We start from the raw sequence: 19,441 nt of genomic DNA, 5'->3' as shown, positions 1-19,441 counted from the left end.
TGGTTGAGCGGCGTCTATCGCGCGATGGAGAGGCAGGATGAAGCGCAGTAAGACAATGGAGCTGGGGGTTGGCCTGTTCATGCTGGCCGGTATCCTGGGGTTGCTGTTCCTGGGGCTGAGGGTCAGCGGGCTGACCTTCAACATGCCGGGCGACACCTTCCGGCTGGAGGCCAACTTTGCCAACATCGGCAGCCTCAAGCCACGTGCACGAGTCACCATGTCGGGGGTGACGGTAGGGCGGGTCACTGCCATCGAACTCGACCGCGACTGGTACGATGCCCGGGTCATTCTCGAGCTCGACGCCGAGCTGGAAGGGAGGCTGGCGCGGGATACCACGGCAGCCATCCTGACGGCGGGCCTGCTGGGCGAGCAGTACATCGGACTCACCGTCGGCGGTGACCCGGAGATGCTCGTCGATGGCGACACCATCCGCGATACGCAATCGGCTCTGGTACTGGAGGAACTGATTCAGCAGTTTGTGTCCAATATGGTCAGCGATTGAGGAATTACTTCTCAAATGCCTGTGCGAGCGAATCGCTGCGTTGCGCGGTGCTCGGAATCCTCACATATACCCCATATGCTCCGGTTCCTGTGCTCCGTGCGCCTTGCGCTTCATCTCGCTCGGCGATTTGAGCAGCGATTCCTTGAGTTACCTTTTATTTGATGAGGTCCAGCCATGACTCAGATGACATCCCCCTTCACTCTTTTTCACCGCGTAGTGCTGGGCCTGTGCCTGATGCTCACCAGCCTGGCCGCAGCGGCGGCGCCCGAGCGCAGTCCCGAGCAGGTCATCCGCTACAGCGTCGATGAGCTGATGGGACAGATCGAAGGGCGTAGAGATTACTATGCCGACAACATGAACGAGCTGAAGGCGCTGGTGGACGAGAACCTCGATGACATCGCCGATTTTCGCTACATTGGCGCCAGCGTGATGGGTCGCTATTTCCAGAATGCCACCCCTCAGCAGCGTTCGCGCTTCGCCAACGTATTTCGTCAGACCCTGATCGATACCTATACCAAGGGCCTGGTGACCTTCGACTATCGTGAGCTGCGCGTGCTTGACAGCCAGCGTCCGCCGCGCCACGAGGATCAGGCGTCGGTCTCCATGGAAGTGGTGGCGATGGATGGCACCGTCTATCCGGTCAGCTACACGCTGCGCCTGACCGACGGCCAGTGGAAGGTGGTCAACGTCATCGTCAACGGCATCAATCTGGGCCTGACCTTCCGCAATCAGTTCGATCAGGCCATGCGTGATCACGGCCGAGATTACGATGCGGTGATCGCTTCCTGGTCGCCGGAAATCGCCACCGAGGAGCTGGAGCAGGGTGGTGATGCATGAGCCGTCTGCTCGAGCGCGGCGGTATTGAGCTCGAGGCTGGCCCGGAAGGGCTGGCCGTCAGCGGCGACGTCGATTTCGACATTGCCGCACCGCTGGCCGAGGCCGGTAGCGCCTGGATCGCTGGGCAGCCCGCCGGAACCCGCATCGTGCTCGATCTGAGCGGCGTCGAGCGGGTGAGCAGCGCGGCCGTGAGCGTGCTGCTCGAGTGGACGCGCCAATCTCGCCGTGCCGGCGTCAAGATTCGCGAGGTTCGGCTTTCCGCTCCGCTGGCCCGGCTCACCCGGGTGGCGGGGCTCGACGAGCTCCTGCCGCTGGCCCCCTAAAGCTGGGCTCGGCCTGCAGGGTCTGTACCCGGCATCGCCAAGCGCGATGCTTTTCTTTACCATGTAGGGATTCTTGTTCCTGGCCGTGGCCCCGTTTGGGGCCGCGTGCCGCTCCATTCGTCCCACAGGAGTTTCGCTTTTCATGCAACCCAGTGACATCAAGGCGCTGCTCGAGGCGCGCCTCGAGGATTGCGATTTTTACATCCAGGGCGAGGGCTGCAATTTCCAGGTCATCGCCGTGGGCGAGGTCTTCGCTGGCCTGTCCCCGGTCAAGCGCCAGCAGCTGATCTATGGAGCGCTCTCCGAAGAGATCGCCTCCGGTGCCGTACATGCCGTAAGCATCAAGACCTATACGCCGGCGCAGTGGGCTAGTGCGCCTGAGAACGTGGCTTCACCCGGCCAGGGTGCCTGACGGTCGAGATACATGGACAAGCTGATCATTACCGGCAACGGGCCCGTCGACGGCGAGGTCTGGGCCAGCGGTGCCAAGAACGCGGCGCTGCCTATCCTTTGCGCTACCCTGCTGGCCGACGAGCCAGTGACCATCGGTAACCTGCCGCATCTTCAGGACATCACCACCACCCTCGAGCTGCTCGGGCGCATGGGCGTCGAGCCGGTGATGGGCGAGAAGATGACCATTCAGCTTGACGGCTCCCAGGTGCGCGATTGCCATGCTCCCTATGAGCTGGTCAAGAAGATGCGCGCTTCCATCTTGGTGCTCGGGCCTCTGTTGGCGCACTTCGGTCACGCCGACGTCTCGCTGCCGGGCGGCTGTGCCATCGGCTCGCGTCCGGTAGACCTGCACATCCGCGGCCTCGAGGCGATGGGGGCGGAGATCCGTGTCGAAGGCGGTTACGTGCGCGCCCGCGTCGACGGCCGGCTCAAGGGCGCCACCATCTTCTTCGATACCGTGACCGTCACCGGCACCGAGAACCTGCTGATGGCCGCAACGCTGGCCGAGGGCACCACGGTTCTGGAGAACGCGGCCCGGGAGCCCGAGGTGGTGGATCTGGCCGAGTGTCTGATCAAGATGGGCGCCAAGATCAGCGGCCACGGCAGCAACAACATCGTCATCGAAGGCGTCGAGCGCCTGCATGGTGCCTATCATGACGTCATGCCCGACCGTATCGAGACCGGCACCTTCCTGGTCGCCGCCGCCCTGTCGCGGGGGCGGGTACGGGTGCGCAACACCCGCGCCGACATTCTCGAATCGGTGCTGGCCAAGCTGGAGGAGGCCGGGGCGAAGATCGCTCACGGCGACGGCTGGATCGAGCTCGACATGGAAGGTCGCCGCCCGCGGCCGGTCAATATTCGCACCGCGCCGTACCCGGGCTTCCCGACCGACATGCAGGCTCAGTTCGTGGCGCTCAATGCGGTTGCCGACGGCACCTCACGCGTGGTCGAGACCATCTTCGAGAATCGCTTCATGCACGTTCAGGAACTGAACCGCATGGGGGCGAAGATCGCGCTCGAGGGCAATACCGCCATGATCACCGGGGTCGAGCACCTCTCCGGCGCACCGGTGATGGCGACCGACCTGCGGGCGTCAGCCTCGCTGGTGATCGCAGCCATGATGGCCGAGGGCGAGACCCTGGTCGATCGCATCTACCACATCGATCGCGGCTACGAGTGCATCGAAGAGAAGCTGCAGCTGCTGGGCGCCCGGATTCGCCGTATCCCCGGCTGAGCGGGCAGGCGATTCGACCAGCGTTGACCATAGGCGAGAGCATGAGCAAGCAACTGATCCTGGCCCTGTCGAAGGGCCGTATTCTCGACGAGACCCTGCCGCTGCTGGCGGATGCCGGCATCGTGCCGGCCGAGGACCTGAGCAAGAGCCGCAAGCTGCTGTTCGACACCAACCTCGACGACGTCAAGCTGGTGATCATTCGCGCCACCGACGTGCCGACCTACGTTCAGATGGGGGCCGCCGATCTCGGCGTGGCGGGCAAGGACGTGCTGCTCGAGCACGGTGCCGAAGGGCTATATGAGCCGCTCGATCTGGAAATCGCCAAGTGCAAGCTGATGACCGCCGGCATCGACGGCGCCAAGCCGGCGCGCGCGCGCCGGCGGGTGGCGACCAAGTTCGTCAACGTGGCGCGCCGCTACTACGCCGAGCAGGGCATCCAGGCGGAGGTCATCAAGCTCTACGGGGCGATGGAGCTGGCACCGCTGATGAATCTGGCCGACGAGATCGTCGACATCGTCGATACCGGCAATACCCTGCGCGCCAACGGCATGTCGCCACGGGAGCTGATCGCGCCGATCAGCACGCGGCTGGTCGTCAACAAGGCCGCCATGACCATGAAGCACGAACGCCTCAAGCCGTTGCTTGCGCGCCTCTCCCAGGCGGTGGAGCGGCGCCGTCCGGCGGCAGAGCTTCCCGCCGGCTGAGCCGCGAACAAGACCACATCTCTTCTAGGAGGCGAATGCGAACATGAGCGAAACCCTGGCAGGATCCGTCGACCTGGCCCGCCTTTCCACCCGCGACGGCGACTTCGATGCCCGTCTCGACGCGCTGCTGGCCTGGGAGGGCGTGTCCGATGCCGAGGTTCAGGGGCGGGTGGCAGAGATCATCGCTGCGGTGAAGGAGCGTGGCGATGCGGCATTGGTGGAGTACACCCAGCGCTTCGATCGTCTGTCGGTGGGCAGCATGGCCGAGCTTACCCTGGGGGCCGACAGGCTGGAGCAGGCCTATCGCGGTCTGCCCGAGCAGCAGCGTGACGCCCTGGCCCAGGCTGCCGAACGCATTCGCCTCTATCACGAGCGTCAGAAGCCTGAATCATGGTCCTACACCGAGGCTGACGGCAGCGTGCTGGGCCAGCAGGTGATGCCCCTCGACCGGGCTGGCATCTACGTGCCCGGCGGCAAGGCAGCCTATCCCTCCTCTGTGTTGATGAATGCCATCCCGGCTCATGTGGCGGGAGTGCGGGAAATCGTCATGGTGGTGCCGACCCCCGACGGCGTGCTCAATGAGCTGGTGCTGGCGGCGGCCCACCTCGCCGGCGTGGACCACGTCTTCACCATCGGCGGCGCCCAGGCGGTGGCGGCGCTGGCCTATGGCACCGAGAGCGTGCCGCGGGTCGACAAGATCGTGGGGCCGGGCAACATCTACGTGGCTACCGCCAAGCGGGCGGTGTTCGGCCAGGTGGGTATCGACATGATCGCCGGGCCGTCGGAGATCCTGGTCGTCTCCGACGGTGGCACCGATCCCGACTGGTTGGCCATGGACCTGTTCTCCCAGGCCGAGCATGACGAGGACGCCCAGGCGCTGCTGGTGAGCTGGGACGCGTCCCATCTGGATCAGGTCGAGGCGGCCATCGCGCGCTTGCTGCCGACCCTGGAGCGTGAGGCGATCGTGCGCGAGTCGCTGGCGCGGCGTGGTGCGTTGATTCACTGTCGTGACCGCGACGAGGCCGTGCAACTGATCAATCGCATCGCCCCGGAGCACCTGGAGCTCTCCCTGGCCGACCCCGAGGCAATGCTGCCGCAGGTGCGCCACGCCGGTGCCATCTTCATGGGGCGCTACACGGCCGAGGCGCTGGGCGACTACTGCGCCGGCCCCAACCACGTGCTGCCGACCTCCGGTACGGCGCGCTTCTCCTCGCCGCTGGGAGTCTACGATTTCCAGAAGCGCTCTTCGATCATTCACTGCTCGGAGGCGGGGGCGTCGACGCTGGGTCGCGTGGCGTCGGTGCTGGCGCGGGGTGAGTCGCTGACGGCCCATGCACGCTCTGCCGAGTATCGCATCAAGGGTCGCTAGCAAGGAGCCTGGCGCGTCCCAGTCCAAGGGCGCTGGGGCATCGCATCAGCCACGACCCCTCAGCGCTCGGGGCGCCGGCTCGGCGGGAGCGGGCGCTCGCCCACCTCCAGATCCACGGTGAAGGTCTCGCCGCTGCGCACCAGTGTCAGCGGCAGGGTCGCGCCTGGCTGTATGGCGGCGATATCGCTCATGGCGGCACGTGCATCGAGGATGGGGCGTCCATCGACCTCGAGCAGGACGTCGCCGGGCCGCAGGCCGGCCTCCGCCGCGGGCCCCTCGGGAACGACGCCGGAGATGACCACGCCGCGCGGCGCCACCAGGCCGAAGGAGGCGGCCAGGTCCTGTGTCATTTCCTGGGCTTCGACGCCCAGCCAGCCGCGGATGACCCGCCCCTGTGTCACCAGATCGTCCAGGATGGTGCTGGCCAGCCGCATGGGGATGGCGAAGCCGACCCCTTGGGAGCCGCCCGTGCGCGAGAAGATGGCGGTATTGATACCGACCAGCGCGCCTTCGGCATTGACCAGTGCGCCGCCCGAGTTGCCCGGGTTGATGGCGGCATCGGTCTGGATGAAGTCCTCGTAGGCGCTCAGGCCGAGGTGGCTGCGCCCCGTGGCACTGATGATGCCCATGGTCACCGTCTGGCCCACGCCGAAGGGATTGCCGATAGCCATGGCGATGTCGCCCACCGCCACGTCGTTGGTATCGGAGATCTCGATCACCGGCAGGTTGTCCAGCTCGATACGCAACACGGCCAGGTCGCTCTCGGGGTCGGTGCCGATTACCTCCGCCAGGGTTTCCCTGCCGTCGCGCAGAGCCACCTGAATCTCGTCGGCGCCGTCGATGACATGATGGTTGGTCAGCACATAGCCATCCTCGCTGACGATGACGCCCGAACCGAGGCTCGACAGCAGGCGCTGTTGGGTGGGCAGGTCGTCGCCGAAGAACTGACGGAAGAACGGGTCCGACATCAGCGGATGCTCCTCGCGCGCCACCACCCGCGTAGAGTAGATGTTGACCACGGCCGGGGCCGCCTTCTCCACGGCCTCTGAATAGCTCACCGGGCCCTGCTGGCGCGAAAGCGGGGCGGCTTGCTGCAGCTCGGGGGCCGGGCGTGTCTGCGGTTGTACTGCCGCGGGTTGGCTTGGCTGGGCAGGCGTTTGCGGTGCCGAGGGGCCTTGGAGTAGCTGGGGAAAGGTATTCAGCAGCACGATGGCCAGCAGCACACCGATGAGAACGGGTAGGGCGTAGGCTATGAGAGAACGTCGCATGCGGCGTTTCCTGGTCGGCGGTGGTCGATGGTACCCCGCTCAGTCGTTACAATGACGTAATTGTAACATCGACTTCGAAGCGCTGTCCGGGAGGCACGATGATTTTGCGTAACGACCTGGTGCGGGCCTGCGATACCTTGCTCGCTGCGGCCGCCTTCAAGGATTACACCGTCAACGGACTCCAGGTGGCGGGGCGTGAAGAGGTGCGGCGTGTAATGAGTGGCGTCACGGCCTGTCAGGCGCTGCTCGACGAGGCGGTGGCGTGGGGTGCCGATCTGCTGCTGGTGCATCACGGCTATTTCTGGAAGAACGAGCCGGTGCCGATCACCGGTATCAAGCAGCAGCGCATCCGCACGCTGCTGCTCAATGACATCAACCTTCTGGCCTACCACCTGCCACTCGATGCCCATGCGGAGCTCGGCAACAACGCCGAGCTCGGCCGGCTGCTCGGCTTTCAGGTGGACGGCTGCGCCGACGGTGAGCTGGGGCAGGGGTTGGTGTGGCTTGGCGGCTTGCCGCAAGCCGCGACGCCGGCTGCGCTGGCGCGCCAAGTCGGAGAGCGGTTGGGGCGCGAGCCGCTGCTCATCGAGGCGCCCGGTGGGCATGCGATTCGGCGTGTGGCCTGGTGCACCGGCGGGGCGCAGGACATGATCACCCAGGCCTGGGAAGCCGGGGCCGATGCCTTCGTCTCCGGCGAGATCTCCGAGCGCACAACGCATCTCGCGCGTGAACTCGGGATCCACTATCTGGCAGCTGGCCATCACGCCACCGAGCGCTATGGCGTCCAGGCACTGGGAGGCTGGATCGCTCGGGAGTTCGGGGTCGAGCATCGCTTCGTCGATATCGACAACCCCGCCTGACGGGATAACGCTAACCCCGGTGGCGGCGGTCAGTAGCGGGGCGGCTGAGGCAGCTCGCTCTTGTCCTGGTTGGATTTCAGGCCGAAATCTTCCGACAGGGTGCCGCCGGAGCCGTCGGCATAGTCGCGGGGGGCCGGTATCTCGTCGCTCTCTGCGCCGGTCAGGGCCGGCTGGTCGGCAGCCTTGAGCTGCCGGCTCTTCACCGGCTCGCAGTTCAGCGTGCTGGCATCTTCGGTCAGGCGATGCTCGAGGGTGCGCATCTCGCGCTGGATGTTGCTCACCATCATGCTCACCTGGCTGAAGTGCTCGTCCAGGCCCTCCCGCACCACGCCCAGCTCGCGCTCACGTTCGGCCAGCTGGCGTCGTAGCTCCTGCAGCTGGGTCGATGAGGTGGCGAGCATGCGATAGCCAAAGGCGCCGATGCCGAGGCCGGCCAGCAGGCTGACGATAGCCACGATCCAGTTCACATTGCCGTAATCCACGAAATTCTCCTGATGCTGATACACGCCGCTGCCAGAGGTCTGACCGGTTCGGCGCACGAGACTTGTCTGGCTGGCCCATTATAGAAGCGTTGGCTGTTGGCGGGTCAACGATCATCGGTCTGCCGCGAGCGGGCGTTTTTGCTTCGCACGCTGGCGGCGATGCGTATAATGCGTTGCCTGAAACGCCATGAGCAGAGATCACCAAGGAAACTTCCATGTGCGCGACCGTGCCCCAAACGGAGAACCGCTCGGCTGCTGCCGGCACGCCGCTGGCGCGTTACCGGGCCGACCTCGAGCGCGATGACTTCCACTTCGACCCGGCCCAGGAGCAGGCGGTAGAGCATCTGCAGCGGCTCTACGACCAGCTGGTGGCTTCGCCCAGGACCGAGCCGCTCTCGGTGACCACCGGTCGCGGGCTGAAGTCCAAGATGGCCGGCCTGTTCGGCAAGCGCGACAAGGTGTCGCCACAGCCGGCGCTGCCGGCCATCCAGGGGCTCTACTTCTGGGGTGGGGTCGGGCGCGGCAAGACCTATCTCGTCGATACCTTTCATGCCTCCCTGCCGTTTCCCGACAAGATGCGCACCCACTTTCACCGTTTCATGCAGCGGGTGCACAACGAGCTCGAGCACTACAAGGGGGAGAAGAATCCGCTGACCCTGATTGCCGGCAAGTTCGCCGCCGAGGCCAGGGTGATCTGCTTCGACGAGTTCTTCGTCAAAGACATCACCGACGCCATGATTCTGGCCAATCTGCTCGAGGCGCTGTTCGAGCGCGGTGTGGTGCTGGTGGCGACGTCCAACATCGTGCCCGACGAGCTGTACAAGGATGGGTTGCAGCGCGCACGCTTCCTGCCGGCCATCGACCTGATCAAGCGGCACTGCCGGGTGGTCAACGTCGACTCGGGCATCGATTACCGTCTGCGCGCCCTGAAGCGCGCCGAGATTTTCCATGCGCCCCTGGACGAGGCGGCAGAGAGTGAGCTCGCTCGCAGCTTTTGTGAGGTTGCCGGGCATGCCGGCGAAACCGACGTGCCGATCGAAGTCAATCATCGTATTCTGCACGCCCGCCGGCTGCATGAGGATGTGGTCTGGTTCGAGTTCCGTGAGCTGTGCGACGGGCCGCGCAGCCAGAACGACTACATCGAGCTGGCTCGCGAATTTCATACCGTGCTGGTTTCCAACGTGACGCGCATGAGTGCGGCCACCGACGACCAGGCACGACGCTTCATCAACATGGTGGACGAGTTCTACGACCGTGGGGTCAAGCTGCTGATGTCGGCCGAGGTGCCCGCCGAGGCACTGTATGCCAATGGACGCCTGGAATTCGAGTTCCAGCGTACCCTGTCGCGGCTGCAGGAGATGCAGTCCCACGAATACCTGGCCCTGGCGCACAAGCCGTGAGCTCCATGGTGGCGATAGTGCTTTAAACAGGGGGCGCAGTTCATGTAGAATACGCGCTCCTCGACCGTTGTCGCTTCCTGACGAGGCGACAACCAAGAAAAATAGGGATGATCCTGACCGCACTTCGTTGCGCTGGGTCCAATACACTTGTTTGATTTTGTGGTGATTTCTCCATGAAAACGTTCACTGCTAAGCCGCAGTCCGTGCAGCGCGACTGGTATGTCGTCGACGCGGCGGACAAGACGCTCGGCCGTCTGGCTACCGAAATCGCTCGTCGCCTGCGCGGCAAGCACAAGCCCGAGTTCACCCCTCATGTGGATACCGGCGACTATATCGTCGTGATCAACGCCGAGAAGGTGAAGGTCACCGGCAACAAGGCCAAGGCCAAGACTTATTACCGTCACACCGGTTACCCGGGTGGCCTGCGCTCCATGAACTTCGAGAAGATGATTGCGCACGCTCCCGAGCGCGTGATCGAGTCTGCCGTCAAGGGCATGCTGCCGAAGGGTCCGCTGGGGCGCGCCATGTACACCAAGCTCAAGGTCTACGCCGGCGCCGAGCACCCGCACGCCGCCCAGCAGCCGCAAGAACTGAACATCTGAGGGGATCATCACCATGGCACAGCAGTATTACGGTACCGGGCGCCGCAAGACTTCCACAGCCCGTGTTTTCCTCAAGCCGGGCACCGGCAAGATCACCGTCAACGATCGTGAGCTGGATCAGTATTTCGGTCGCGTTACCGGCCGCATGGTGGTGCGTCAGCCCCTCGAGCTGACCGAGACCACCGGTCAGTTCGATGTCTTCGTCACCGTCAAGGGTGGCGGCGGTTCTGCTCAGGCCGGCGCCATTCGTCACGGCATCACTCGCGCACTGATGGAGTACAACGAGGACTTCCGTCCGGCCCTGCGTGCCGCCGGCTACGTCACTCGTGACGCTCGCCAGGTGGAGCGTAAGAAGGTCGGCCTGCGCAAGGCGCGCCGTCGTCCGCAGTTCTCCAAGCGCTGATTTTTACTCAGTCGCTGGCGAAAAAGCCCGGGCCAATGCCCGGGTTTTTTTATTTTTTAATTCAAGAGATTGCAAAAAGAATTCCACCTTGGTCAGGGCCGCTTCGTCTTGTGCGAAGCGGCCCGATTCCTTAATATGTATCGGATTTTTAGTATCCGTGGTAGCGGAATTCAATCCGTGCGGTATCAACGGGTAAGCTGATGGGAGAAACCAGAAGATGGCAGACAACGGCGTGAACAAAGGGCGGCGCCGACTGCTCCTGGGTGCCACCACCGTCGTAGGGGCGGTGGGTGCCGTGGGAGTGGCGGTTCCCTTTGTGGCTTCCTGGCAGCCGAGTGCCAGGGCAAGGGCGGCCGGTGCGCCGGTTCAAGCGGACATTTCCAAGCTCGAGCCTGGGCAGCGCATGACCGTGGAGTGGCGTGGACGTCCGGTATGGATCGTCATGCGCACCCCCGACATGATCGAGCGCACCGAGAACTTCGATCCTGCACGCCTGGCCGACCCCGATTCTCAAGTGCAGCAGCAGCCTGCGTACGTATCAGGGCCGCTGCGCTCCATCAGGCCCGAGATTTCCGTATTGATCGGCATCTGTACCCATCTGGGCTGCTCGCCGCTTTTCCGCCCCAGTCCGGACGATGTCGACATGACAGCCTGGCCGGGCGGTTACTTCTGCCCCTGCCACGGCTCCTACTTCGACCTCGCGGGCCGGGTATTCCGCAACGTGCCGGCGCCGGCCAATCTCGAGGTGCCGCCATACCGCTTTGAAACCGACGATATCATTATCATCGGCGAAGATCAGGAGACTGCGTGATGGGTAATCCGAATCGGGTCAAGGCGGAAAGCGGCTTCATGCGCTGGGTGGACGATCGCTTTCCCGCCACGCAAATGTGGCAAGATCATCTGAGTCAATATTACGCGCCCAGGAATTTCAACTTCTGGTACTTCTTCGGTTCGCTGGCACTGCTGGTGCTGGTCAACCAGATTCTCACCGGTGTCTGGCTCACCATGAGCTACAACCCTTCCGGTGAGGGGGCCTTCGCTTCCGTCGAGTACATCATGCGCGACGTGGAGTATGGCTGGCTGATCCGCTACATGCACTCCACCGGGGCTTCGGCCTTCTTCGTGGTGATCTACCTGCACATGTTCCGCGCCCTGCTGTACGGATCCTACAAGGCGCCGCGCGAGCTGGTGTGGATCTTCGGCATGGCCATCTATCTGCTGCTGATGGCGGAAGCCTTCATGGGTTACCTGCTGCCCTGGGGTCAGATGTCCTACTGGGGGGCTCAGGTCATCATCTCGCTGTTTGCCACCATTCCCTTCGTCGGTCCCGACCTGGCCCAGTGGATTCGTGGCGATTATCTCATCTCCGGTATCACGCTCAACCGCTTCTTCGCCCTGCACGTGGTGGCGTTGCCCATCGTGATTCTGGCATTGGTGGTGCTGCACCTGATCGCCCTGCACGAGGTGGGTTCGAACAACCCCGACGGCATCGACATCAAGGCCAAGAAGGACGAGAGCGGCAAGCCGCTGGACGGTATTCCGTTCCATCCGTACTACACCGTCAAGGACGTGTTCGGCGTGGCCGTGTTCCTGTTCGTCTTCGCGGCGGTGATCTTCTACTTCCCCGAGGGTGGCGGTTACTTCCTCGAGCGGCCGAACTTCGAGCCGGCCAACCCGATGGTGACGCCAGACCATATCGCGCCGGTGTGGTACTTCACGCCCTTCTACGCGATTCTGCGAGCCATCACCTTCGACATTGGGCCTCTGCAGGCCGAGTTCCTCGGTGTGGTCTTCATGGGTGGCGCCATCGCCGTGCTGTTCGTCCTGCCGTGGCTCGATCGCAGCCCGGTGAACTCCATGCGCTACAAGGGCTGGCTGTCGCGCATCGCGCTGGCGCTGTTCGCCATCAGCTTCGTGGTCCTGGGCGTTCTCGGCGCGCTGCCGGCCACGCAGCTGCGTACCATCGTGGCGCAGTTGTGCACGGTGATCTACTTCGCCTTCTTCCTGCTGATGCCGTTCTACACCAGGATGGAGAAGACCAAACCCGTTCCGGAGAGGGTGACTGGCTAATGAAAAAGCAACTGTTCGCACTGCTCTTCGCGCTGGTGCCCTTCGCTGCCATGGCGGCGCCGATGCCCGACGTGCCGTATTCGATGACGCCGGACCTGCGTAACGAGGCGTCACTGCAGCGTGGCATGCAGCTCTACGTCAACTACTGCATGGGCTGTCACTCTCTGGAGCATCAGCGCTTCGCGCGTGCCGCCGAAGACTTCGGCATGCCTCAGGACCTGGTCGAAGAGAATCTGATCTTCTCTGCCGATCTGGCCTACAACGACCAGATGCTCACGGCCATGACCCGCGGTGACGGCGACAGCTGGTTCGGTGCGGCAGCGCCTGATCTGACGCTGCACGGCCGTCTGCGTGGAGCCGACTGGATCTACTCCTACCTGCTGACCTTCTATCGCGACCCTGACCGTCCCAACGGGGTCAACAACGAGGTCTTCGACATGGTGGCCATGCCCAACGTGCTCGAGCCGCTGCAGGGCGTTCAGGAGAAGGTCTGCGCTCAGACCGATCGTCCCATCGAAGGCGCCGAGCTCGATCCGCTGACCGGCAAGTATCAGTCCTGCGACGTGCTCCAGGTGACTCGCCCCGGCAGCATGGAGCCGGACGAGTTCAGAGAGGCGGTCTACGACCTGACCAACTTCCTGGCTTACGTGGGCGAGCCCTCCAAGCTGCAGGCGCAGGTGCTGGGTCCGAAGGTGCTGATCTTCATCTTCATCTTCGGTGTGCTGGCGTACCTGCTCAAGCGTGAGTATTGGCGCGACATTCACTGATTCGATTGAATCGGCAGGTTGTGCCGCAGGGGGCGTATGGCTATCGGGTCATGCGCCCCCTGTGTGTTCTTCTGAGTCCGCATTGCATGGCACGCCCCCGAGCTCGGGGTGTCGTGCTATCATGCGGGTTCGAATTGATGCGAGGATTGTTACATGGGTGTAGTGGCCAAGCGGTCATCGATGATCTTCTATTCGGGAAGCGATGACCACTTCAGTCATCGCGTGCGCATTGTGCTCGCCGAGAAGGGCGTGGCGGTCGATATTCTCGAGGTTAGCGGCGATCAGCGCCCCGAGGAGCTCGCCGACATGAATCCCTACAATAGCGTGCCGACCCTGGTCGATCGCGATCTGGTGCTCTACGAATCCAAGGTCATGATGGAGTACCTTGACGAGCGCTTTCCTCATCCGCCGTTGCTGCCGGTCTATCCCGTCGCGCGGGCACAAAGTCGTCTCTGGATGCATCGCATCGAGCGTGAATGGTGCCCGCTCGTCGAACAGATCGAGAGCGGCGCCAAGAAGGACGTGGAAAAGGCGCGCAAGGAGCTGCGCGAAAGCCTGGTCGGCATTTCGCCGATCTTCGAGGACGTTCCGTTCTTCATGAGCGAGGAGTTCTCGCTGGTGGACTGCTGTATTGCACCGATCCTCTGGCGTCTCCCCGTGCTTGGTATCGAGCTGCCGGAAAAGCAGGTGAAGCCGCTCGTGACCTACATGGAACGCCTGTTCGAGCGTGACTCCTTCGTATCGTCATTGAGCGAGAACGAGCGCGAAATGCGCACCTGAACCAGGCGTCGGCCTGGCCGACGCCGCCACAATGGAGGAGGGCAGAACCCATGTTGTCGAGCCGTCCCTATCTTGCCAGAGGGCTCTATGAGTGGCTTCTGGACAATGAGCAAACGCCCTACATCGTGGTGGATGCCGAGCAGCCGGGCGTCAGCGTACCTCGCCAGTTCGTGCAGAACGGTCAGATCGTGCTGAATGTCGGGCCGACCGCCGTACGTGACCTGCACATCGAGAACGATGCCATCCGCTTTCATGCACGCTTTGGCGGGCAGCCAATGCAAGTGGTGGTGCCGATGCCGGCGCTGGTGGCGATCTACGCCAAGGAGAATGGCGTGGGGATGGTCTTCGGTCACGAGCCCGCCATGCCGATGCCGCAGGGGGAGGAGTCGGCCACCGACGCCAAGCCCGAGCTCAGCAGCATCGACACACCCGAAAGGGAGGGCGAAGGCTCCACCTCTGAGTCCGGTCCTGCAGGCAAGAAGCCTTCTCGCAAGCGTCCGTCGCTGCGCGTGATCAAGTGATTGCGTGACATGCGTCACACGTCGATGTGACGCGAATGAGCAGAAACGCAGAACGGCAGGCCATGGGCCTGCCGTTCTGCGTTTCGATGCGAGCAGCGTGTGGTATCAATCGAGGTAGTCGAAGACCTTGACGATGCGCTGGATGCCGCCGACATCGGCAACGGCGTTGACGATGCGGTCTGATTCGGCTCTTCTGACGATGCCCATGATGTAGACCGTGGCGTTCTCGGTCACGAAGCGCAGTCGGCTGGTGTCGATGCTCTGATCGGCGGCCAGGGTGGTGCGGATACGGGTATTGATCCAGGTATCGGACAGACGCTGGCTTGCCGGCAGGTTGGCAGACACCGACAGCTCGTTGTGCACGTCGCGCACGTTGCGGACCTCGAGGGCCACTTCGCTGGCGCGCTGTTTCAGCTCTTCGCTGGGCACCTGGCCGGTGAGCAGTACGATGCCGTTGTAGCTGTCGACGTTGATGCGCGCATCGCCGAGCCGTGCATCGGTGCGGCGCAGGTTATGAGCGATCTTGGTCTCGATGCTCTCGTCTTCCACCTGGGCGCCCAGGGTGCGCTTGCCGTAGTTCTCGTCGATGGTGCCGGGGTTGGCGACGCCGGTGACGGTGGTGCAACCGGCAAGGGTAATGGCCAGTGCGGTCAGAAGGGTGGCGATCAGTCTTGTCGAGGTCATGGGATTACTCGCTGGTACCGAAGAGTTGTTCATCGATGAGGTCGCACAGGCAGTGTATCACCAAGAGATGAACTTCCTGGATGCGTGCCGTTGAAGTGGCAGGAACGCGGATTTCGCAGTCGTCCTGCCCCAGCAGGGAAGCCATGTCGCCGCCGTCGCGACCGGTGAGGGCGACGACGGCCATGTCGCGGTCGTGGGCGGCCTGTATGGCCTGGATGACGTTACCCGAGTTGCCGCTGGTGGAGATGGCGAGCAGGATGTCGCCGGGCTGCCCCAAGGCTCTCACCTGCTTGGAGAAGACTTCGCTGTAGCTGTAGTCGTTGGCGATGGAGGTCAGCGTCGAAGTATCGGTAGTCAATGCCAGGGCCGGCAGGCTGGGCCGCTCACGCTCGAAGCGGTTGAGCAGCTCGGAGGAGAAGTGCTGGCTGTCGCCGGCGCTGCCGCCATTGCCGCAGGCTAGGATCTTGCCTTCGTTGACCAGGCATTGAACCATCATCTGGCTGGCTACCTCGATGAAGGGAGGTAGCACCTCGCTGGCATAGGTCTTGGTATCGATGCTGGCGTTGAAGTGGCCGAGTATGCGTTGCTGATAGTCCATTCTGTCAAAGTCCTGGTCGCGGGACATGGTACGAGCTGGTGGTCAGAACGCTTCGAAAGCGCCCTGCACCCATTCGAAATCAAGCAAGGGCGGGGTGCCGGTCACTGCCAGCACGTCGAAACGGCAGGGACATGATAGCCGGTTGCGGGCCAGATAAAAACGCGCGGCATGGACCAGCCTGCGCTGCTTGGCCCGGGTGACGGTCTCGAGAGGATGGCCGTGGCGGGTGTCGGCGCGATGACGCACCTCCACGAAGACCAGTGTCTCGCCGTCGCTCATCACCAGATCGAGCTCACCGCCCTTGAACTGCTGGTTGCTGGCGATGAGCTTGAGCCCTCTGCCCGCAAGCCATTCGGCACCCAGGCGCTCGACACGAGCGCCGCGGGCCCGGGCATCAGTTGAGCTGGCCATTGTCGAGAAGGTCGCCGTCGAGTAGTTCGAAGCTCAGGATCGGGCGCGGTACGCCACGCTCGAAGCGTGCCCATGGCAGCCGGCGCTCGATGCGACCGTCACGCCCTGGCAGCAGCAAGCCGGTAGCGCCGAACAGCTCGCTCTCTGGCAGCAACTGGAACTGGGGCAGCCTGCGTGCCAGCTCATAGGCATCGACGCCCATTGCCATCAGGCGGAAGGTGGAGGGGTCGGAGTCTTCGCGCAGATCCTGGAAGCTGGCCAGGTAAGGTAGCGCCTCGACGCCGCCGACCGCTGCATCGGGGATCTGCCAGGGAATGTCGACGAAGAAGACGTCATCGAGGTCGTGGTCGAGCAGCGGCTGCGGGCGCCCCTCGTACAGGTGCGAGGTGGCGTAGATGGGCAGGTTGGCGGCGTCGATATAGTCGAGATTCGGCGGAACCTGGCGGGCGTAGCTGGGCAAGGCCAGCAGGAACAGCATGTCCGGACGGCCGCCGGAAAGTGCCCGACGAGTGCTTTCGGTGGCGGAGCCGCGGGGGTCGTAGGTGACGGCGTTGGTGACGATGCCGTCGAGTCGGCTCCACTCCTGCTGGAAGGCGCGGCCGACCCGGGTGCCCCACTCGTTGTCGGGTACCATCATGGCAGCGCGACGGTGGCCGTCCTCACGGGCGCGACGGGCTACCTGGCGCGCTTCGTCCTCTGCCGACAATCCGTACTGAAACAGGCCTTGCGCCTGGTTCATGTCGCCGTGGCCGTAATTGAGCGCCAGTGTCGGCAGCGGTACGCGGTCGCGATTCTCGAGTTCGGTGACCTCATCCTTGTCGAGAGGGCCGATGACCACCTGGGCACCGATGTCGCGCGCTTCGGCGTAGAGAGCATCGAGGTTGCCGTGACTGGCGTCGATGAACGAGAGGCGCAGGCCGCCGTTGCGCTCCGAGCTGTGCATGTGGTGCATGCGCATGCCGGCGCGGATCGACTCGGCGACGCTGCTCAGCGGGCCCGATTCGGGAAGGAAGACGGCAATGTGGCGAACTTCCCGGCCGCGCAGTTCGCGCAGGGCGAGCAGCTCCGAGGGCACGTCGCGGGCTGCCGGGTGTCGGGCATTGCGCTCGCGCCAGGTTTCCAGATTCGACAGCAGGCGCTCGATGTCGCCATCGCTTTCACGCACCAGGCTGGCAAGACTCAGCCAGCCCAGGGTCAGTTCGTCGGCGCCTTCGCGCAGGCTGGCCAGTTCGCTGGCGTCGAGCCGGGAGAGCGAGTTCCAGATGGGATCGTTGAGTACTTCACGCTCGGTGCGGGCCTGAACGTACATCAGCATGTCGGCGGCGGCGCGATGTTCGTCGACCTGGCCAAGCGCCAGCCCCAGACGCTCGCGCAGGATCAGGCCGGCATCGCGGGGGAAGTCGATCTCGTCGAGCAGTTGCCCGGCCTGGATCACCGCCCAGGGCTCGTTGAGCTCGTTGCCAAGCTCCGACAGCAGCATGGCCCACTGCAGCCGGTATTCGGCGGGCAACTGGCTGTCGTCGATCTCGCTGGAGATCTGCAGTGCCTGGGTGCGCTGCCCCTGGCGTGCTAGGATGTCGGCCGCTTCGAGTCGGCTGCGCGCGGCCTCTTCGGGTGCCTGCTGCTGTGCCTGCCGCAGGAGCTGCTCGGGGTCGTCGACGGGAGCTCGCTCGACGATGCCGGGAGGAGCGCAGCCAGCCACCAGGAGGGCGAGGAGCGCGGTGGCCAGCAGGCCGCGGGGCATCTTTAGCATGAATCCTTCCTTGTCTCGGGCTCGGAGCGGCGTTCGTCTGCCTCGGGAGTCGACCCTTCATCTCGCACGGGCCAAGGCCGAAAAATCCCCCTGAGGAGTCGCCATGTCAGATATACATCTTGGTACATTGTACGTGGTCGCCACGCCGATTGGGAATCTGGAGGACCTGAGCCCCAGGGCGGCGAGGATACTGGGCGAGGTGGCGCTGGTTGCCGCCGAGGATACCCGTCATACGTCGCGGCTGTTGCGTCACCTGGGATTGTCGGTGGCCATGCTCTCGCTGCATGAGCACAACGAGGCGGCCCGGGTCGAGCAGATCGACCAGCGCCTCCTGGGCGGTGAAAGTATCGCTCTGGTGAGCGACGCGGGAACGCCGCTGATCAGCGATCCGGGTTTTGTGCTGGTGCGCGAGTTGCGGACGCGGGGGCGTCGCATCGTGCCGGTTCCCGGCGCCTGTGCGCTGGTGGCGGCGTTGTGTGCGTCCGGCTTGCCAACCGACCGCTTCCTGTTCCAGGGGTTCCTGCCGGCCAAGGGCGGGGCTCGTCGCCAGCGCCTGAAGGACCTGGCGACGCGGGAGGAGACGCTGGTCTTCTACGAGTCGCCGCACCGGATTCGCGACACGCTGACCGACATTGCCGCCGAGCTCGGTGCGCGCCGGCTGGTCCTGGCACGGGAGCTGACTAAGTCCTTCGAAACCTTTCTGGAAGGCGACGCCGAGACACTGCTGGCCCGGATGGAGGCCGACCCGGATCAGGCGCGGGGCGAGTTCGTGGTCATGGTGGCGGGGGCCGAGCCGAGAGAGAGCGCCGATGCGGCAAGCGTGGAGGCGCAGACTCTGCTTGCAGCGTTGCTGGACGAGGGCGTGGGGGTGAAACAGGCTGCGGCCGTAGCGGCAAGGCTGTTGGGCGGGGCGAAGAAAACCTGGTATGGCCAGGCCCAGGCGCTGAAGGAAGCCCGTTGATACGGGGCGGAAAGACATTGAGAGGCCACCGGCACGCTGGTATTCTTGCGCTCGGAGTCGGCCAGACGGTCGCCGCCGCATCGGCCCTGGTTGGTGCGGGGGAGGAAAGTCCGGGCTCCACAGGGCAGGGTGCCAGGTAACGCCTGGGCGGCGCGAGCCGACGGAAAGTGCAGCAGAGAGCAGACCGCCTACGTCTCCTTCGGGAGGCCGGCAAGGGTGAAAGGGTGCGGTAAGAGCGCACCGCGCGCCTGGTAACAGTGCGTGGCATGGTAAACCCCACCCGGAGCAAGACCAAATAGGAACCCTATGACGTGGCCCGCGTCGGGTTCGGGTAGGTTGCTGGAGGGTCGCGGTGACGCGGCTCCTAGATGAATGACTGTCCACGACAGAACCCGGCTTATCGGCCGACTCCCCCGATTCACAGCTAGCGCATCCGGGCTACCGGATGCGTCCCTACGA

General features: G+C 64.1%; 23 protein-coding genes and 1 other RNA gene. 18 read left to right on the top strand and 6 right to left on the bottom strand.

Translation table 11 applies throughout. The features are described 5' to 3' along the window. Nucleotides 1–37: 37 nt before the first annotated feature. The 7 genes from mlaD to hisD all read left to right on the top strand — a co-directional run bounded on the left by mlaD (nt 38) and on the right by hisD (nt 5,422). On the top strand, nt 38–502 hold the full coding sequence (mlaD, locus tag B8115_RS17695) for an outer membrane lipid asymmetry maintenance protein MlaD (RefSeq protein WP_010629173.1): 465 nt from the start codon (nt 38–40) through the stop codon (nt 500–502). A 174-nt stretch (nt 503–676) separates the two neighbouring features. Further along, nucleotides 677–1,339: an ABC transporter substrate-binding protein gene (locus B8115_RS17690; RefSeq protein WP_010629172.1), complete on the top strand. Its 663-nt coding sequence runs from the start codon at nt 677–679 to the stop codon at nt 1,337–1,339. Next, nucleotides 1,336–1,662 carry a lipid asymmetry maintenance protein MlaB gene (locus tag B8115_RS17685; protein ID WP_010629171.1) on the top strand — a complete coding sequence of 109 codons (327 nt, stop codon included), beginning with the start codon at nt 1,336–1,338 and terminating at the stop codon, nt 1,660–1,662. Before B8115_RS17690 ends, B8115_RS17685 begins: the two co-directional genes overlap by 4 nt. Before the next feature lie 142 nt (nt 1,663–1,804). Then, nucleotides 1,805–2,074, top strand: coding sequence for a BolA family protein (locus tag B8115_RS17680; protein WP_010629170.1), 270 nt, complete (start codon nt 1,805–1,807; stop codon nt 2,072–2,074). Between the two features lie 12 nt (nt 2,075–2,086). Continuing rightward, the gene (gene murA, locus B8115_RS17675) at nt 2,087–3,349 is read left to right on the top strand and encodes a UDP-N-acetylglucosamine 1-carboxyvinyltransferase (RefSeq protein ID WP_010629169.1); all 1,263 of its coding nucleotides are present in this window, start codon (nt 2,087–2,089) and stop codon (nt 3,347–3,349) included. Nucleotides 3,350–3,390: 41 nt separating this feature from the next. Then, nucleotides 3,391–4,053, top strand: a complete 663-nt coding sequence (gene hisG, locus B8115_RS17670; protein ID WP_010629168.1) for an ATP phosphoribosyltransferase — start codon at nt 3,391–3,393, stop codon at nt 4,051–4,053. A 43-nt stretch (nt 4,054–4,096) separates the two neighbouring features. After that, on the top strand, nt 4,097–5,422 hold the full coding sequence (hisD, locus tag B8115_RS17665) for a histidinol dehydrogenase (protein ID WP_010629167.1): 1,326 nt from the start codon (nt 4,097–4,099) through the stop codon (nt 5,420–5,422). Between the two features lie 59 nt (nt 5,423–5,481). Here hisD and B8115_RS17660 read toward each other — a convergent pair whose 3' ends face one another. After that, nucleotides 5,482–6,690, bottom strand: coding sequence for a Do family serine endopeptidase (locus B8115_RS17660; RefSeq protein WP_010629166.1), 1,209 nt, complete (start codon nt 6,688–6,690; stop codon nt 5,482–5,484). Between the two features lie 98 nt (nt 6,691–6,788). Between B8115_RS17660 and B8115_RS17655 the strand changes: the two genes are divergently transcribed. Beyond that, nucleotides 6,789–7,550: a Nif3-like dinuclear metal center hexameric protein gene (locus tag B8115_RS17655; RefSeq protein WP_010629165.1), complete on the top strand. Its 762-nt coding sequence runs from the start codon at nt 6,789–6,791 to the stop codon at nt 7,548–7,550. 29 nt (nt 7,551–7,579) lie between these two features. On the opposite strand, the gene B8115_RS17650 is transcribed toward B8115_RS17655, so the two are convergent. Then, nucleotides 7,580–8,032, bottom strand: a complete 453-nt coding sequence (locus B8115_RS17650) for a YhcB family protein (protein ID WP_010629164.1) — start codon at nt 8,030–8,032, stop codon at nt 7,580–7,582. Between the two features lie 215 nt (nt 8,033–8,247). Between B8115_RS17650 and zapE the strand changes: the two genes are divergently transcribed. The 8 genes from zapE to B8115_RS17610 all read left to right on the top strand — a co-directional run bounded on the left by zapE (nt 8,248) and on the right by B8115_RS17610 (nt 14,575). Then, nucleotides 8,248–9,432 carry a cell division protein ZapE gene (gene zapE, locus B8115_RS17645; RefSeq protein WP_010629163.1) on the top strand — a complete coding sequence of 395 codons (1,185 nt, stop codon included), beginning with the start codon at nt 8,248–8,250 and terminating at the stop codon, nt 9,430–9,432. A 173-nt stretch (nt 9,433–9,605) separates the two neighbouring features. Beyond that, nucleotides 9,606–10,034: a 50S ribosomal protein L13 gene (rplM, locus tag B8115_RS17640; RefSeq protein ID WP_010629162.1), complete on the top strand. Its 429-nt coding sequence runs from the start codon at nt 9,606–9,608 to the stop codon at nt 10,032–10,034. A 13-nt stretch (nt 10,035–10,047) separates the two neighbouring features. Continuing rightward, entirely contained in the window at nt 10,048–10,437 is a 390-nt protein-coding gene (gene rpsI, locus B8115_RS17635) for a 30S ribosomal protein S9 (protein WP_010629161.1), read from the top strand. A 217-nt stretch (nt 10,438–10,654) separates the two neighbouring features. Next, nucleotides 10,655–11,248: a ubiquinol-cytochrome c reductase iron-sulfur subunit gene (gene petA, locus B8115_RS17630; protein WP_010629160.1), complete on the top strand. Its 594-nt coding sequence runs from the start codon at nt 10,655–10,657 to the stop codon at nt 11,246–11,248. Next, entirely contained in the window at nt 11,248–12,507 is a 1,260-nt protein-coding gene (locus B8115_RS17625) for a cytochrome bc complex cytochrome b subunit (RefSeq protein WP_010629159.1), read from the top strand. The genes petA and B8115_RS17625 overlap by 1 nt, the downstream gene beginning before the upstream one ends. Continuing rightward, nucleotides 12,507–13,274 (top strand): cytochrome c1, encoded by a 768-nt coding sequence (locus tag B8115_RS17620; protein ID WP_010629158.1) that lies wholly within the window; start codon nt 12,507–12,509, stop codon nt 13,272–13,274. The genes B8115_RS17625 and B8115_RS17620 overlap by 1 nt, the downstream gene beginning before the upstream one ends. 153 nt (nt 13,275–13,427) lie before the next feature. Further along, nucleotides 13,428–14,054 (top strand): stringent starvation protein SspA, encoded by a 627-nt coding sequence (gene sspA, locus B8115_RS17615; RefSeq protein WP_010629157.1) that lies wholly within the window; start codon nt 13,428–13,430, stop codon nt 14,052–14,054. A 50-nt stretch (nt 14,055–14,104) separates the two neighbouring features. Then, on the top strand, nt 14,105–14,575 hold the full coding sequence (locus B8115_RS17610; protein WP_010629156.1) for a ClpXP protease specificity-enhancing factor: 471 nt from the start codon (nt 14,105–14,107) through the stop codon (nt 14,573–14,575). A gap of 105 nt (nt 14,576–14,680) precedes the next feature. Here B8115_RS17610 and B8115_RS17605 read toward each other — a convergent pair whose 3' ends face one another. The 4 genes from B8115_RS17605 to B8115_RS17590 are packed head-to-tail and all read right to left on the bottom strand — an operon-like array spanning nt 14,681 to nt 18,021. Beyond that, entirely contained in the window at nt 14,681–15,259 is a 579-nt protein-coding gene (locus B8115_RS17605; RefSeq protein ID WP_010629155.1) for a BON domain-containing protein, read from the bottom strand. A 4-nt stretch (nt 15,260–15,263) separates the two neighbouring features. Next, entirely contained in the window at nt 15,264–15,857 is a 594-nt protein-coding gene (locus B8115_RS17600; RefSeq protein WP_010629154.1) for a phosphoheptose isomerase, read from the bottom strand. A 42-nt stretch (nt 15,858–15,899) separates the two neighbouring features. Further along, entirely contained in the window at nt 15,900–16,268 is a 369-nt protein-coding gene (locus tag B8115_RS17595; protein ID WP_010629153.1) for a YraN family protein, read from the bottom strand. After that, nucleotides 16,252–18,021, bottom strand: a complete 1,770-nt coding sequence (locus tag B8115_RS17590) for a penicillin-binding protein activator (protein WP_010629152.1) — start codon at nt 18,019–18,021, stop codon at nt 16,252–16,254. Before B8115_RS17590 ends, B8115_RS17595 begins: the two co-directional genes overlap by 17 nt. 103 nt (nt 18,022–18,124) lie before the next feature. Here B8115_RS17590 and rsmI point away from each other — a divergent pair, with 103 nt between their 5' ends. After that, nucleotides 18,125–18,982, top strand: coding sequence for a 16S rRNA (cytidine(1402)-2'-O)-methyltransferase (gene rsmI / locus B8115_RS17585; RefSeq protein WP_026038206.1), 858 nt, complete (start codon nt 18,125–18,127; stop codon nt 18,980–18,982). A 53-nt stretch (nt 18,983–19,035) separates the two neighbouring features. After that, an RNA gene (gene rnpB, locus B8115_RS17580) (RNase P RNA component class A) lies at nt 19,036–19,398 on the top strand. Nucleotides 19,399–19,441 lie beyond the last annotated feature (43 nt).

The organism is Halomonas sp. KM-1, assembly GCF_000246875.1.
Classification (GTDB): Bacteria; Pseudomonadota; Gammaproteobacteria; order Pseudomonadales; family Halomonadaceae; genus Halomonas; species Halomonas aerodenitrificans.
Note: the sequence above shows the minus strand (reverse complement) of the source record. Positions and strands in the feature narration are given on the sequence as shown.